The 15,526-nt window shown below is 56.5% G+C and carries 15 protein-coding genes; 12 read left to right on the forward strand and 3 right to left on the reverse strand.

The genetic code is table 11. The features are described from left to right. The 3 genes from OS242_RS13550 to OS242_RS13560 all read left to right on the forward strand — a co-directional run. Positions 1 to 1,889, forward strand: a 1,889-nt coding sequence (locus tag OS242_RS13550) for a polymorphic toxin-type HINT domain-containing protein (protein WP_267152221.1), incomplete at its 5' end; no start/stop codon positions are given. Beyond that, entirely contained in the window at positions 1,889 to 2,320 is a 432-nt protein-coding gene (locus tag OS242_RS13555) for an SMI1/KNR4 family protein (RefSeq protein WP_267152222.1), read from the forward strand. The genes OS242_RS13550 and OS242_RS13555, both read left to right, overlap by 1 nt. A 103-nt stretch (positions 2,321 to 2,423) precedes the next feature. Further along, positions 2,424 to 4,079, forward strand: a complete 1,656-nt coding sequence (locus OS242_RS13560) for a polymorphic toxin-type HINT domain-containing protein (protein WP_267152223.1) — start codon at positions 2,424 to 2,426, stop codon at positions 4,077 to 4,079. A 387-nt stretch (positions 4,080 to 4,466) separates the two neighbouring features. Here OS242_RS13560 and OS242_RS13565 read toward each other — a convergent pair. Further along, a protein-coding gene (locus tag OS242_RS13565) for an IS3 family transposase (RefSeq protein WP_267152224.1) occupies positions 4,467 to 5,725 on the reverse strand; the annotation gives its coding sequence in 2 pieces (ribosomal slippage) (positions 4,467 to 5,416 and positions 5,416 to 5,725; 1,260 coding nt in all). A gap of 720 nt (positions 5,726 to 6,445) precedes the next feature. On the opposite strand from OS242_RS13565, the gene OS242_RS13570 reads away from it, so the two are divergent. Then, positions 6,446 to 6,703: an RHS repeat domain-containing protein gene (locus tag OS242_RS13570; protein WP_267152225.1), complete on the forward strand. Its 258-nt coding sequence runs from the start codon at positions 6,446 to 6,448 to the stop codon at positions 6,701 to 6,703. Then, on the forward strand, positions 6,693 to 7,244 hold the full coding sequence (locus tag OS242_RS13575; RefSeq protein ID WP_267152226.1) for a cobalamin B12-binding domain-containing protein: 552 nt from the start codon (positions 6,693 to 6,695) through the stop codon (positions 7,242 to 7,244). Before OS242_RS13570 ends, OS242_RS13575 begins: the two co-directional genes overlap by 11 nt. On the opposite strand, the gene OS242_RS13580 is transcribed toward OS242_RS13575, so the two are convergent. Beyond that, complete coding sequence (locus OS242_RS13580) at positions 7,157 to 7,492, reverse strand: chemotaxis protein CheB (RefSeq protein ID WP_267152227.1); 336 nt, start codon at positions 7,490 to 7,492, stop codon at positions 7,157 to 7,159. The two genes, OS242_RS13575 and OS242_RS13580, sit on opposite strands and share 88 nt — an antisense overlap. Positions 7,493 to 7,727: 235 nt before the next feature. Here OS242_RS13580 and OS242_RS13585 point away from each other — a divergent pair, with 235 nt between their 5' ends. Both OS242_RS13585 and OS242_RS13590 read left to right on the forward strand, forming a co-directional pair. Then, on the forward strand, positions 7,728 to 8,033 hold the full coding sequence (locus tag OS242_RS13585) for an antibiotic biosynthesis monooxygenase family protein (protein WP_267152228.1): 306 nt from the start codon (positions 7,728 to 7,730) through the stop codon (positions 8,031 to 8,033). Next, complete coding sequence (locus tag OS242_RS13590; protein ID WP_267152229.1) at positions 8,033 to 8,398, forward strand: hypothetical protein; 366 nt, start codon at positions 8,033 to 8,035, stop codon at positions 8,396 to 8,398. Before OS242_RS13585 ends, OS242_RS13590 begins: the two co-directional genes overlap by 1 nt. Before the next feature lie 47 nt (positions 8,399 to 8,445). Here OS242_RS13590 and OS242_RS13595 read toward each other — a convergent pair whose 3' ends face one another. Next, entirely contained in the window at positions 8,446 to 10,404 is a 1,959-nt protein-coding gene (locus tag OS242_RS13595; protein WP_267152230.1) for a DUF4910 domain-containing protein, read from the reverse strand. A gap of 155 nt (positions 10,405 to 10,559) precedes the next feature. Here OS242_RS13595 and nikA point away from each other — a divergent pair, with 155 nt between their 5' ends. The 5 genes from nikA to OS242_RS13620 are packed head-to-tail and all read left to right on the forward strand — an operon-like array spanning position 10,560 to position 15,523. Further along, positions 10,560 to 12,095, forward strand: coding sequence for a nickel ABC transporter substrate-binding protein (nikA, locus tag OS242_RS13600; RefSeq protein WP_267152231.1), 1,536 nt, complete (start codon positions 10,560 to 10,562; stop codon positions 12,093 to 12,095). A gap of 1 nt (position 12,096) precedes the next feature. Beyond that, positions 12,097 to 13,041 carry a nickel ABC transporter permease gene (gene nikB / locus OS242_RS13605; protein WP_267152232.1) on the forward strand — a complete coding sequence of 315 codons (945 nt, stop codon included), beginning with the start codon at positions 12,097 to 12,099 and terminating at the stop codon, positions 13,039 to 13,041. Next, positions 13,038 to 13,862, forward strand: coding sequence for a nickel transporter permease (gene nikC / locus OS242_RS13610; RefSeq protein WP_267152233.1), 825 nt, complete (start codon positions 13,038 to 13,040; stop codon positions 13,860 to 13,862). Before nikB ends, nikC begins: the two co-directional genes overlap by 4 nt. 16 nt (positions 13,863 to 13,878) lie before the next feature. Continuing rightward, positions 13,879 to 14,775 carry an ATP-binding cassette domain-containing protein gene (locus OS242_RS13615; protein WP_267152234.1) on the forward strand — a complete coding sequence of 299 codons (897 nt, stop codon included), beginning with the start codon at positions 13,879 to 13,881 and terminating at the stop codon, positions 14,773 to 14,775. Beyond that, the gene (locus tag OS242_RS13620) at positions 14,735 to 15,523 is read left to right on the forward strand and encodes an ABC transporter ATP-binding protein (RefSeq protein WP_267152378.1); all 789 of its coding nucleotides are present in this window, start codon (positions 14,735 to 14,737) and stop codon (positions 15,521 to 15,523) included. The genes OS242_RS13615 and OS242_RS13620 overlap by 41 nt, the downstream gene beginning before the upstream one ends. Positions 15,524 to 15,526: the final 3 nt, after the last annotated feature.

Below are 15,526 nucleotides of genomic sequence, written 5' to 3' on the forward strand. Positions count from 1 at the left end.
GCACCCCGACCGGCCACGAAGAAGCCATCAAGCAATACCACCTGAAAAAAGAGCAGACCCGCTACCTCTACGACGGCGCGACCTTGCTCAACGAATACACCGGAGCGGGCGATCCGCTCGCCCAATATTACATGGGCGCTGACGACCAGATCGTCTCCCGCAAAATGTTCGGCTTCCACGGCCGCAAAGACCAAGGCTACCTCGGCAACCTGCGCGACCGTGGTCACCAGCTCTTCTACCACTACGACGCGATGGGCAACGTCAACGACCTGACCGACCATCTGGGCAGCGACGTGCTGAAGTACCGCTACGACGCATTCGGCGGCGTGTTTACCCAACTGTGGACCCCGTACAACAACGTCGGTCTGACCGGCAAGAGCTACGACATCAAAGCCAGCCTCATGGACTACAGTGCCCGCTGGTACAGCCCGGCAGAAGCCCGTTTCACCACCAAAGACACGTGGGCCGGCCTGCAAGATCTGCCGCAGACGTTGAACCGCTACGCCTACGCCCTGAACAACCCGGTCAACATCACCGACCCGTCCGGCCACGCCCCGTGCTACGAAGATGACGACGGCGTCCTGCACTGCGGCTACGATCCTGATCCCGACAACTGGGAACCCCGCGGAGGCGGTGGTGGTGGAGGCGGCGGTTACACCCCGCCCAACCCAGACCCGGTCGACCCTGACCCGACCCCGCTCCCGCCCGCCTGGATGGACGTCGCGAAACGCGCCGCCGACCTGCTGGCAGCAGCAGGATTCACCCCGGAGGAGATCCAGAAGATCATCCCGCAACTGTTCTCGACAGGCGTGGACTTCATCCCGGTCGTCGGCAACATCAAATCCGGGCTGGAAGCGACCCTCGGCATCGACCTGATCACCGGGGAGAAACTCTCCACCTTCGACCGAGTCACAGCGGGAATCTCCGCCTTCAGCCTCAACTCAGGGGCACTGAGGGCAGGCTTAAAAACAGCCGGAAAAGTCGCCGACGTCGCCCTCGACACGAGCAGGCACACCGACGACCTCACCGACGTCTCACGAGCCCTCTCGTGCGGCCGCTGCTTCGGAACCGGTACGAAAGTCGCCACCGACGAAGGTCCGAAAAACATCGAAGACATCCAAGTCGGCGACAAAGTGCTCTCGAAAAACGACGTGACAGGCGACCTTGACTACAAAGAAGTCGAGGAGCTCTTCACCCGCATCGCACCGGACGTGTATCGGATCACCATCGGCAACGAAACCCTCACCACCACCGCCGAACACCCCTTCTACATCCACCACGTAGGCTGGGTCCGAACACAAGACCTCCACATCGGCGACGAGATGGAGACCAGTTCCGGCACGACGGCGGCGGTGGAGAAGATCCAGCGGGTAGACGAGCCAACGAAGGTGTACAACTTCAGCGTCGCGGACTACCACACGTACTTCGTGTCGGAGTTGCAGGTGTGGACGCACAATTCGAGTTCGGATTGTGGGATTGAGACGAATTATGTACTTTATAACAGTAAACATAAAGATTCAATGCCGAGACCAAAAGGAACTGGACCAAATGGTGGTCTACTGCAATCACACCATGGATTACAACAAGAATGGGCAAGTAATAATCTTAAACAATATGGTTATGATCCAAAACTTGCGCCGACAGTAACTATCGAGACTGGAAAAGGACTCCCACACACCTCAATTAGTAACGCACAAAATGCAAGGAGGAGTGCTCGGGTTGCTGTAGGAAATGGGAAGTGGAGTACGACTTTGCAAGACGAATTACACTATATTGTTGAAGATTTTTCTCGGGCAGGTTTTTCTCGGCAAACTATTCAGGGGGTTCTAGATCAACAGTATAGAATGCTAGATAAGCTCAATGTCCCATATGGGAGGGTAGATTTCTAATGGACATATACAATGATTTAAGCAGCAGGTTTGTAGTAGAATCAAAACAGTTGGGAGCAACAGAGGAGGAATTGAACCAACTCCGTGCAATTTCACCAATTGACGTGCCAAGTGAGTACGCGGAGATTGTAAAGCAAGCAACTGATCTTGAAATAAATGTGGATAGCAGTATGTATCTTCGCATATGGGGTCCATCTAGATGCATTGAACTAAATGAAGCGCACAATGTTCACATGTATATGCCACACTCACTTGCTATTGGAGATGATGAAGGCGGCAGAGGGTTATTTTACCTGAGTGGTAAATCAGGATTTGGGCTTTATGTCACTGGGTTCGGAAACTTGGACATTGATGAAGCGGAATACCTTGCACCAACATTGAATGATTTGTTAAAGAATAATGTTGGAGTAGAAAGGTTGTTAGAGTATTAATGCTGTTCGGATGGTTGTTTTATCAACCATCCTTTTTTTATGAAGAGGGGTTTCTTTTACTTAAAACGAATGGGGCGCAGACGACCAGATCGTCTCCCGCAAAATGTTCGGCTTCCACGGCCGCAAAGACCAAGGCTACCTCGGCAACCTGAGAGACCGTGGTCATCAGCTCTTCTACCACTATGACGCGATGGGCAACGTCAACGACCTGACCGACCATCTGGGCAGCGAAGTGCTGAAGTACCGCTACGACGCATTCGGCGGTGTGTTTACCCAACTGTGGACCCCGTACAACAACGTCGGTCTGACCGGCAAGAGCTACGACATCAAAGCGAGCCTCATGGACTACAGCGCCCGCTGGTACAGTCCGGCAGAAGCCCGTTTCACCACTAAAGACACGTGGGCGGGCCTGCAAGACCTGCCGCAGACGCTGAACCGCTACGCCTATGCCCTGAACAACCCGGTCAACATCACCGACCCATCCGGCCACGCCCCGTGCTACGAAGATGACGACGGCGTCCTGCACTGCGGCTACGATCCCGACCCCGACAACTGGGAGCCACGTGGAGGTGGCGGTGGTGGTGGAGGCGGCGGTTACACCCCGCCCAACCCAGACCCGGTCGACCCCGACCCGACCCCGCTCCCGCCCGCCTGGATGGACGTCGCGAAACGCGCCGCCGACCTGCTGGCAGCAGCAGGATTCACCCCGGATGAGATCCAAAAGATCATCCCGCAACTGTTCTCGACAGGCGTGGACTTCATCCCGGTCGTCGGCAACATCAAATCCGGACTGGAAGCGACCCTCGGCATCGACCTGATCACCGGAGAAAAACTCTCCACCTTCGACCGAGTCACAGCGGGAGTCTCCGCCTTTAGCCTCAACTCAGGAGCCTTGCGAACAGGCTTAAAAACAGCCGGAAAAGTCGCCGACGTCGCCCTCGACACGAGCAGGTACACCGACGACCTCACCGACGTCTCACGAGCCCTTTCCTGCGGCCGCTGCTTCGGGGCGGGTACGAAAGTCGCTACCGACGAAGGTCCGAAAAACATCGAAGACATCCAAGTCGGCGACAAAGTGCTCTCGAAAAACGACGTGACAGGCGACCTTGACTACAAAGAAGTCGAGGAGCTCTTCACCCGCATCGCACCGGACGTGTATCGGATCACCATCGGCAACGAAACCCTCACCACCACCGCCGAACACCCCTTCTACATCCACAACGTAGGCTGGGTCAGAACACAAGACCTCCACATCGGCGACAAGATGGAAACCAGTTCCGGCACGACGGCGGCGGTCGAGAAGATTGAGCAGGTAGACGAGCCGACAAAGGTCTACAACTTCAGCGTCGCGGACTACCACACATACTTCGTGTCGGAGTTGGAAGTGTGGACGCACAATTCGAGTAAGGATTGTGGTGCAGGAGCTAAAGTATTGTGGGGGAGTTGGGCAGATTATCCCAAAATGAAGGTTGATGGGCAAGACTATGCTCAAATAGGTGTCAGGCTGTATTCGCGACATGCGGTTGATAGATTGCAACCAAGTGGAAAGAGATACTCGGGGGAGTCACAAATTGTCCAAGCTGGTGGGTACGGTAAAACGAACGACTACGGTAGAAGTGTTTCTCCTAATTATGTTGAGGATGTTATACAAAATTCGACTCCCATAGTTCAAGAGAATGGAAATTTGTCCTATGTATCTGGTTCTCTTCAAGTGATTACGAATAAATATGGGACCGTCGTTACCGTAATAACAAAGTAGGTGACAGATGTGGGAAATGAATCACAAAAACTGATAGAAATCATCAAGAAGTTTATTAGCCATGAATTCGACCTGGAAGAATTCCAAAGCAGATTGGATACGGCAAACTTCCCCAAAGAGATCCAGGATGTCAAGCAGAACATCATCAACGAATTAGAAGAAATAAGGTTTACGAAATTGGAATCCAATCAATATGATTTTGGGGTAAAGGTGGCTCAGAGAATACTACATTCTCTAAAGGCATAACGTCATTGAGAAGGTTTTGCCTTTCATACACCCTTAGTTCCTTCAAGAAAGAGGCGGTTCAACACCCTAAATCTTGAGTCTATCAGCCTTATCCTTCATTTCTCACAAACTTCGTATGTTTCCCCGTAAATTTTCTCACCTTTACAACTTCACAACCAGAGGCTTGATTTTTCCGGCACGAACAGCTTCGCGGTACTCATTTGGTGACAGGTCGTAAAGACTTCCATGAATTCGCCGATTGTTGTAAAACTTCATGTATTCCATGATGGCTTCATGAGCCTCAGCAAAGGTCTCAAACTCAGACCTGCTCAAGAGTTCATCTTCCAAGACGGCATGGAACGACTCGATGTGGGCGTTCTTGTTCGGGGTCTTGGGTGGGATGCGCTCATGTTCGACACCAAACTCCACACAGGCAGACTCAAAGGCGTGGCTAATAAACTGAGGGCCGTTGTCCGTTCGAATGTTGGGACGATGGTCTCCCTCAAATTGATTTCGTTTCCACAATGCACGCTGCAACAGGGCCACCGCATCGCTTGCCTCACACTTGGTTCCTACGTAGTAATCCACGATAGATCGGTCTCCGACGTCTATGATCGAGAGGAGGAAGAAGAAACGATTCTCTCCTTCGATGTATCCGTATTTCACATCCGTTTCCCAGAGTTGATTCGAGGAGGTTACTTCACGATTGCTCGCGATTTTCCGCGGGTGTTTGGTTTTGATTTTACGTTGCGGGCGCAGGAGATTGAGTTCTTGACAGAGTCGGTAGATTTTCTTCTTGTTGATGATGAGAGCATGTTCTCGCTGCAAATGCACAGTTAACTTTCGGTATCCATATGCGTTCCCGTCACCGGCCACCGCCTCTAGCAACCACTCTTTGATCTGTTCGTCGCTGATTCGTTTCCCATCCTGCGTGACAGAATAGCCTGGCTGTGGACGGCCGCCGTTATGCACTCTCGACTTTGTTTCCTCTTGTGCACGCTTCCTGCGCGCGTACCACGTCGCTTCTAAGACACCGACAATCCGCAATACAGTGCGAACCGCATATCCCAACCCGATCCATTTGTCGGCGATTTCTATCTTCTGCGATAGGTTGGGTCGACCTTTTTTACAAGGTCACGCAGGATCTCGATCTCAATGTCTTTTTCACCGAGGATGCGCTTGAGCTTATCGTTCTCCTCCTCGATGGCTCGGAACTCGTCTACTGTTGGGACAAAGACTCCGACCTTCTTGGCCTCAGGTCGCGTTTGTTGGAAATCTTGATGCTTGGACTGCTTGACCCAACGATAGACCAAATCCGATTTGAGCTCATGACGACGCGCTACTTGTGCAGCATTGCCGACTTCCTGTACCTCTTTCACGATCGCTTGTTTAAACTCCAGGGTGTAACGAGTTCTTTTCATGTTGATCCCCTCCGATGATTTCTACTATATCGGAAAAGGCTATGAGTCTCAAAATGACTTCAGGGGCTTAATAGGAGGTATGTCAATAATTTTGTGCAACCTCCTGCAAGGTGATAAATTTAATATCGGAAGAAGGGGAAATGAGAGGTGAGGAATTTAAACGGATGAAGTTATAAGGAAATAACAAGATGATCTAGACCCTAACATAAAGGGGCTAGTAAATGTACTAAATTCATTTGAAGCCATTCGGACTTTAGGTAGTTGTGGCGGGCATCCTAACCCATTGCCCGGCCAATGGGAAGAAGGAACTTGATATGTAAAGTTTGATGTTGAACAATCCCTTGAAGGGTGGCGCACAATTGAGTTCTTGGCTTGGGCTATTAATCATGAATAGGATGAGGACTTGACGGTATTTTTTATACCGAAGTCAAGCCCCCCTTGGCTCAACGTACCCTCACAGACTTTGGGATGGGTTATTGAGGGATATAACGAGCAAGACCCTAACCAATTGGCAGATTTCTTGTATAAGGTGAAAAATGATTTTTACAAGTCTGCGAAGAATCTAGAGACTATGAGTGAATAAATATCTAACCTTGATTGGCTCAATGCCTTTCAAGGTTTCTTTTTTTCGTGGGGGCTACCCAGTATCGAATGAGCCCATCATTCAACCAATAACACGTACAACCCATGTAATATCCGTATAAAGATTTATCATTTTGATTGTACGCAAATCAGCAGTACGGACAGCCGTTCGCCTACGACGACGACAACCGCCTCACCAAAGTCAGCTACCGGGACGGCACCTACGTGTCCTACGCCTATGACGCTTTTGGCCGCAAAGTCTTCCGTGAAGAGCAATACTTTGACCTCAACGGCCCCGGTGCCTCGACTTTTACCCCTCCCTGCCGCAATCTCCGCTATAATAAGAACCATCTACCCATTCCACTGGAAGAGGCGGTGCAACATCATGTCATTTGAAGTGGAAAGATTCGCAAACCATCTGTTGGCTGGCGATCAGCGGGCGGCGTGGGCGGAAGTGATGACGTCGCAGCAGGCGGGGCACAACAGTTTGTATATTTTTGATCAGGTGATCACCAAAGCGATGGAGCACATCGGCACGCTTTGGGAGCAAAATGAGATCACGGTGGCCGACGAGCATTTGGCGACGTCGGTGTGTGATGTGGTGCTCACGTACTGTGAGTCGCTGTTCCTTGAGGCGGGTCAGGCGCTCGCGGCCAAACCGGCGGGGCGGGCGATGTTTTTCTGTTTGGAGAGCGAGCGGCACTATCTCGAGATCAAGATGGTCTCCCTGCTCTTCAAGCAAGCGGGCTGGGAGGTGCAGTTCCTCGGCCCGGACCTGCCGCTCGAGTACGCCATCGCCAAAGCGGCGAAATGGAAGCCGGATGTGATCGGGATCTCGGTGTCGATCGCCTACCATCTGCCGCATCCCGTCCCCTCCCGTCCCCTCTCGGCGGCCAACGACGACAGAAAAGCGTCGATCGGCAGGTTGATGCCTTGATCCGGGACGTAGGGGCTGAGCAACAGCGTGCCCTGATTGATCGACATGAAGTTCTGCGGCGGAATCAGATAGACCTGATTGGGTTCGATCCGCATGCCGTGCTCCGCGACGTTGATTTTCATTCTCGTGCGTCGAGCCAAAAGTTCGCTCATCAGGCTCTTGTGGTTCGGTGACAGATGTTGCACGACGACAAAAGCAGCGCCGGTCGTCGGCAGCACGTGTTCGAAGTACTGCTCCAGCGCTTCCAAGCCCCGGCCGATGCGCCGATGCCGACCACACGAACTGCCCCGTTCGTTTCCACCGCCACTTCAGCGCGGCCTTCCCGGTCGTCCCAAGGCATATCAGATCCCTCCAGTGGTTAACACGTGTCCGTCTCTATACGTGAAGATTGCGATTTTTTGATCGCCGTGTCTATAATGATTCCGTTGAAATAAGCCATGTTACATTCCATACTTACTGTATCGAAATAAAGAGGATGTGTCCATGTATATTGGACACTCCATCGTCCGCGTGCCGAAAGAAAAAGTGGAAGAAGTGATCGGTCTTTACCAAAATCGCTCCCGCTCGGTCGATCAAGCGGCTGGATTTCACTCGTTCCACCTGTTGCAAAGCGAGACGGATGAAGAGGAACTGACCGTGCAGATGATGTGGGAACGCAAGGAAGACTACATCGCGTGGGTGCAGAGCAGCGACTTCAAGCGCATCCACGATCTGGAGAAAAAGTACCCGGATCAAGAACTGGCCGCCATCAAGCCGACCGTGCTGCGCTACCGGGTGGTGGCCGACTGATGAAGGACGTGCAACTCCCGTTCGACCCGGTGCCGCTCATCGAGGCGATCACCGAGGACATCTACGCTGCATATCCGCAACTGCTGACCCGCTACGGGGAGGGCGGCAAGGACAAGTGCCGGGAAGACAACATGCACCACCTGAAACATCTACAGACAGCGTTCGTACTCGAAAATGATCAATTTTTTATTGATTATGCGGTTTGGTTGAACGGCATTCTCACATCGCGCGGGATGTTGCCTGCGCTTTTGATCGACAATTTGGAACGAGTCGACCGTGCCGTTCGCGGACATCTGTCAGAGGAACTGGAAACAGCGTACCGGCGGATGTTGGCCAGCGCGGTGAAGCGACTGTCGGAAGAATAAAAAGAAACGCCGGCAGGGCCTTTGCGGGGCTCTGCCGGCGTTTCTTTTTATTTGACCAGATCCAAACGTTTCAGCAGCCGGACGAATGCCAGCGCATACTCCGTGTCTGCCACACCCGATTCCAACTCGACGGCGGTGATCACCTCGCGCAGGGTGCGGGTGCCGTCCAGCCAATATTGCAACAGGGTCGGGAGCAGGCCCGGTGCGGCACAGCGGGATTCTGCCCCTTTCCACGCCGCCGCTTCTTCCGGGGTCAGGCGGTCGAGGTATCCGTCGAGGGCGATCGGACCTGAGAAGCGTCGGATGAAAATCTGATCGAGGAGCGGGTCGTCGTGCACAGACGCGGCCGGCTCTTCTTTGCCGTCGTGACCGCACTCGTGCAGGATGTGCAGTTCGCCTTGCTGGAAGGTGTGATGACTCTCCAGCATCGCCGTGTGCCGGTCGAGTGCAGTTCTCCACGCGGCGAGGTCATCCGGGCGGACGAGGACAGCCAGCGAGGCGAGGTCCGCTTTTTGCCGTTTGTGCAGATATTGGAGCCGGGCCTCCGCCTGCGAAAACGCCAACTCGCCGTCGCAAAACTGACCGATGACGCGCTCCAGCTCCCCGGCGAAGAGCGAGGTCATCCGCCCTGCCAGCGAGACGATGTCGCGCAGTTCGGCGTTGGCGATCCAGTGCAGGTAGGTCGCAGCGGTGGCGGCGACGCGCTCCATCAGGGCCGGGTCGATGTGCTCCGGTCGGTCCGCGTCGGTGTGGTAGTATTTGTCCGGCCACGTGATCATCATCGGGGTCGGGATGCCGACGCTCGGGTCGGCGAGGATGTAGTGATCGGAGCCGCCGGAGAACGGCGTGAAGACGTGCGGCGACGTGGCGTAGCGGGCCCCGCCGGAGAAAGAGCCTGCGTCTGCCGCCAGTTCACTGTAGATCGCGTAAGCCAGCTCTCCGACAAACGACGGCAGCGCGCGGGTCGGCTTTTCCACGGTGAGCGGCCCGCCGCCTTTGCGGTAGTCGGCGCCGACCATGTCGAGGTTGAGCGCGGCCACCGTCCGTTTCACGCGCTCCGGGTAGGCTTGCACGTAGGCGTGGGTGCCGGTCATCTCCGGCATCAGCAGGAAGCGCAGTCCCCGGCGCGGCTTTTGCACCTTGCCCTCGCGGATCAGGCGGGCGAGGATGCGGGCCGTCTCCAGCAACGTGCTCGGGCCGGACGCGTTGTCGTTGGCACCCGGTTTCGGATGGCAGAGGTGGGAGACGAGCAGGACTTCCTCCTCGGTCTCGCCGGGGATAAACGCTTCGACGTTTTCCAGTTCGCCTTCGTAGAGGTCCGCATCGACGCGAGCGTGGACGGTGACCGTCCCTTTGGTGCATAGGTCGCGCAGTTCCTGTCCCACGCGTGGCGACACGGCAAATCCGAACCCGGTCTCTTCGTCGGCATGCCACCAGAACGACATGTATTGCACTGCGTCGTAGAGGTCCTCCGGCGTGCGCACCGGCGGGAACGAGACCATGAAGTCCGAGACGATCCCGGCCGCGCCGTATTTTTTGACCGCGATTTCAAAGAGGTCTTTCGGACGTGCGGTGGCCAAGACGATTTTGCCGCGCACGTCTATTTGGGCATAGCTCGCATCGTCAAGTGGTCTGTCGATGCAGACCAGTTCCGCCGTGATCCCTTCCGGCGGCGTGGCGGTGCTGCGCTGGATGATCGTCATCTCGTTGTGCGTGTAGCTGGCGAGCCGTTTTTCATGCGGAGCGATCAGGGTGAGCTCCGCTTCCCGGCAGTGCCACTCGCGGAACGAGCGCCAGTTGCCGAAATAAACGTCCGGCGAGGCCGGGTAGCGGACGATTTTGGCGTCGAGGCCGTATGTAAGCAAGCGTTCGAGGCAGTAGTTCGCCGCGTCGCGATAGCCCGGCGAGGCTTGGATGCGATGATGCTGACAGATCGCGCGCAGATGATTCATCACCGACTCGCCGGATGCTTCCCGGCGGAAGGGAGTGGTCCAGTGTTGGAACATGGTGAGATCTCCTTTTCGGTACATTTATTTACTAGAATATTTCGACAGCCGTGAAAATCTTCCTTGTTCCTTCTCCCGTTGACGGGATATTTTTGCCATGCTATCATGCAAATAGGAATCGTTACGATTTACTTAGTTAAAAGGGGTTGATCGTTTTGAACAAATTACTTGTTGCCCTCGTGTTGAGCGCGGCTGTCACTTTGAGCGGTTGCAGCAGCCAAAGCGAAGTGGCGAGCGTGGCCGCCGGTGAGAAAAAAGCGACGCTGCTCTATCACTTCAAGAGCGGATCGCTCGACCCGCACAACGAGTGGGCTGTCCTGCGGGCCGGTGTGACGGAGACGCTGGTGCGGCTGGATGACCGGTTGCAGGTCGCACCGTGGCTGGCGACCAAGTGGGAGACGAAAGACAACCGGACCTGGGTGTTTACGATCCGTGACGGTGTCACCTTCTCCGACGGGAGCACACTGGATGCGGCCGCTGCCAAAGCGTCGTTGGAACGCGCAGTGAAAGCCAGCAAGACGATCGGCAAAGCGCTCAAGATCGTCTCGATGGAGGCGAACGGTCAAGAGCTGACCATCGTCACGTCCGATCCGCACCCGTCTCTCCCATCGGAGCTGATCAATCCGTACACGTCGGTGATCTCTGTGGCAGCCGAGCAAAAAATGGGAACGGAAGCGTTTAACAAAGCTCCTGTCGGCACCGGTCCGTTTAAGGTGACAGGATTCACGCCGAACTCCGAGATCCTGCTGGAGCGCAACGAGAGCTACTGGGACGGACCTGCGAAACTGGAGGAGGTCGTGTTCAAATTTAACGAAGACGGCAACGTCCGTGCTCTGGCTCTGCAATCGAAAGAAGCGGATATCGCCACCCAACTCCCGGCCGAGACGGTTGCGGCGATCCAGAAAGACAGCGACCTGCGCGTCGAATCGGTGCCGTCGCTGCGGGCGCACTTCCTGCTGTTCAACCAGCAAAAGCCGCTGCTGCAAGACATCCGCGTCCGAAAAGCGGTCGATCTGCTGATCCACCGCGACTCCATCGCCAAAGATGTGATGCTCGGACACGCGACGCCGGCGAACGGACCGTTCAACACGCGATTGCCGTTCGGAAGCACAGACGAGGTGCAACAGCAAAACCTCGACGAAGCGAAAAACTTGTTGCAGCAATCAGGCTTCCAGACCGGCGCCGACGGCAAGCTGACCAAGGACGGCCAGCCGCTCACTCTGGAGCTGATCACGTACAAAGCCCGCCCGGAACTCCCCTTGATCTCGCAGTTGATCCAGTCGGACGCTGCCAAGATCGGCGTCGCCGTCACGATCAAAAACGTCGAGAACGCCGACACCTATCTGCGCGAAAACAAAGACTGGGATCTCGCCACCTACAGCAACCTGTCCGCACCGCGCGGGGACGGCGGCTATTTCCTCAACTCGGCCCTGATGCCGGGCGGGTCGGTCAATGCGGCGGGCATCTCCAATCCGAAACTGAGCGAGGTCGTGAATCGACTCAACGCCACCAGCGACATCGCACAGCGGATCGCTCTGACGCAGGAAGCCGTCTCGGTGATCAAATTGGAAGTTCTGCACACCTACGCCGTCTATCCGAACCTGCTCGTCGGCGTCAACCAGCGCGTCACCGGTTGGAAGCCGGGCCCGGAAGAGTATTACATCCTCACGAACAAGCTCGACGTGAAGTAGCATGCTGCGATTGATCACAGCTCGTCTTCAGCAACTGGTGTTCGTCCTCTTTCTCCTCTCGGCGTTCACGTTTCTCCTGATGAAACTGGCACCCGGCGATCCGGTGCTGACGTTGCTGAAAATCGACCAAATCGCTGCCACGCAGGCGGAAGAAGCCGCGCTGCGCAGCCAACTCGGATTTGACCGCCCGATCCACGAGCAATACGCCTCCTGGATCTGGGGCGTGCTGCATCTCGATCTCGGTGACTCGTATCTGGCCAAACGCCCCGTGCTGGAGATGTTGCTGGAGCGCGTGCCGGGCACGTTTCAACTGGCACTCGGCGGCATCGCGGTGATGATGGCGATCGCCGTGCCATTGGGGCTGTTGGCAGCCAAATATCCCGGTCGGCTGCCCGATCATCTCAGCCGGTTGCTGGCGTTGATCGGCTCCTCCGTTCCGAGCTTTTGGATGGGGCTGCTGCTCATCTATGCGTTTTCCTACAAATTGAACTGGCTGCCGACGATGGGCACGGGGAGCTTCCGGCACATGATCCTGCCCTCCCTCACCCTCGGCCTCGCGATTGCCGCCGTGTATGCCCGCTTGCTTCGGGCCGGGCTGCTCGACAGTCTGTCGCAGGAGTACATCCGAGCGGCCAGAGCGCGAGGGATCGCGGAGTGGCGGGTGCTGACTCTGCATGCGCTGCGGGCCGCGCTGTTGCCGGTGGTCACGGTGTTCGGCATGAGCGTCGGACATCTGCTGGCCGGGACGGTCGTCGTGGAGATCCTGTTTTCGTGGCCGGGGCTCGGGAGCCTCGCGGTGGAGGCGATCTTTGCACGCGATTATCCGGTGATACAGGGCTATGTGCTGTTGATCGGGGTGTTTGTGGTGGCAGTCAATCTGCTCGTCGACCTGAGCTATGGCTGGCTCGATCCGAGAATTCGCTATGAAAAGGGGGAAGCCGCGTGAACACTTGGCACAGCATCCGGCAGAGCCCGATGACCGCGCTCGGCATCGCCTTGCTGACCCTGCTGGTCTTCCTGACGCTCTTCGGTCCGTGGATCGTGCCCAACGACCCGCTGACGGTGCAGATGTCGGAGCGGCTCCAACCGCCGAGCTGGCAGTATCCGTTCGGTACCGATCATCTCGGCCGTTGCCTGTTCTCCCGCCTGGTCGAAGGCGCGCAGATCACGCTCGGTCTCGCGGCTGTCGTGATCGTCACGGTGGCGGTGATCGGCATCCCGGTCGGCCTGTTGTCCGGCTATGTCGGCGGTCGCCTCGACACGATCCTGATGCGGATCGTCGACGGCGCAGGCGCTTTGCCGGAGTTTGTGGTCGCGATCTCCGTCGCCGGATTTCTCGGTCCAAATCTGACCAATCTGCTGCTCTCCATCGTCGCGATCAAATGGATGGGGTACGCTCGCGTCGTCCGCAGCATCGTGCTGTCCGAGCGGGAAAAAGAGTATGTGCTGGCGGCGAGAGTCGCCGGCGGGAGCGCGTGGACGGTGATGCGGCGGCATCTGATTCCGCAGATCCTCTCCCCTGTCTTTGTGCTGGCCGCGCTGGATATCGGCAAGATCATTATGTTGATCGCGATGTTTTCGTTTCTCGGTCTCGGCGCACAACCGCCGACACCGGAATGGGGTGCGATGCTCAACGACGGCCGACCGTATTTTCAGACGGTGCCCGAGTTGATGATCTATCCGGGGATGGCGATCCTGCTGGTCGTCATCTCCTGCAATCTGATCGCCGACGGCCTGCGCGACCGTTTGGACGTGCGGAGCCGATGAAAAGGAGGTGCGCGGCATGAGACCGATCGTAGAAGTGGAAGCTCTCTGCGTGCAGGCCCTTGCCAAGCGAGGGAAGGATCGTATCCCGCTGATTCAGGATGTCTCCTTTCAGATCCATCCCGGTGAGATGTTGGCACTGGTCGGCGAGAGCGGCAGCGGGAAAAGCGTGACGGCCGGCGCGGTACTCGGCCTGCTGCCAAACGCGTTGCACATCGGCAGCGGGAGCCTCCGCTTTCAAGGCGAAGACGTGCTGGCTTGGACGGAGAAAAAAAGACGGGGTCTGCTCGGCTCGCAGATCGGCTGCGTCTTTCAGGATTATCAAGGAAGCTTTACCCCGTTTCGGAAGATCGGCAAACAGTTGACCGAGATGATCCGCACGCATCACTCCCTGTCCAAGGCGACTGCGAAAGATCTGGCGCTGGAATGGCTGGATCAAGTCGCGTTGCCTGCGGAGCGCGTCTATGACTCCTACCCGTTTCAACTGAGCGGCGGTCAGCGGCAACGAACGGCCCTCGCCGCCGCGATGATGCTCCGTCCGGCGCTCGTTGTAGCCGACGAGCCGACGACGGCGCTCGATGTGCTGACCGGCGAGCGAGTGCTCGATCTGCTGGCCGAGCTCCAGATGCAGGTCGGATGCGCGGTGCTCCTGATCTCTCACGACCTGCGCCACGTGATGAAACGGGCCGATACGGTCGCCGTGATGAAAGACGGGCGGATCGTGGAGTGCGAGGCGACGGAGATGATTCGCCGCCGTGCGAGTCACCCGTACACGCAGACGCTGTTGCATGCGCGGCCGCTGCTGACAGATCTCGACGCGGGGCTGGATTGGGAAAACGAGGAGGTGGTGTCGAGTGAAAGACACGAAGGAGTCGATGGAGTCGAGTCCCTTGCTGACCGTGAACCGGCTGTCTAAGACCTACTCGACAGCAAAAGGAGCCCCCGTACAGGCGTTGCAAGATGTTTCCTTTCACATCCGCAAAGGCGAATGCCTCGGCCTCGTCGGGGAGAGCGGCAGCGGCAAAAGCACCTTGTCCCGCCTCTTGCTGTCACTGGAGCGTCCCGACAGCGGCGAGATGTATGTGCACGGTGTGCCGCTCAACGGATTGACCGGCAAAGCTCTGCGCGAGACTCGCAAACAGGTCCAGGTCGTCTTTCAAGACCCGCACGCCGCACTCAACCAACGGCTGCCGATCTGGCGGTCTGTCCTTGAGCCGCTCGACAATTACCCGGACGTTACCCCGCCTTTTTTGGCAGACGTACGCCCGAACAGACGGGAGACCGCTGCGAAACTGCTGGAGATGGTCGGTCTGCTCCCCGAGCACCTCGACCGCTACCCGCACGAATTGAGCGGCGGGCAAAAACAGCGGGTCGCCATCGCGCGCGGGATCTCGCTGCGTCCCGACCTGCTGATCTGCGACGAGCCGACTTCCTGCCTCGACGTCTCACTGCAAGCGCAGATGTTGCGACTGCTGAAACGGTTGCAACGGCAGCTCGGTCTGTCCTATCTCTTCATCTCGCACGACATCGTCTCGATCCGCATGATGAGCGACCGCATCCTTGTCATGCAGGAAGGCCGGATCGTCGATCAGTTCCCAAGCGATCAGATCTTGAGCGAAGAGCGGCACCTCTATACCAAACAACTGACAGCCGCAGTCCGTTAACCA

Source organism: Tumebacillus lacus, from assembly GCF_026410385.1.
Taxonomy (GTDB): domain Bacteria; phylum Bacillota; class Bacilli; order Tumebacillales; family Tumebacillaceae; genus Tumebacillus; species Tumebacillus lacus.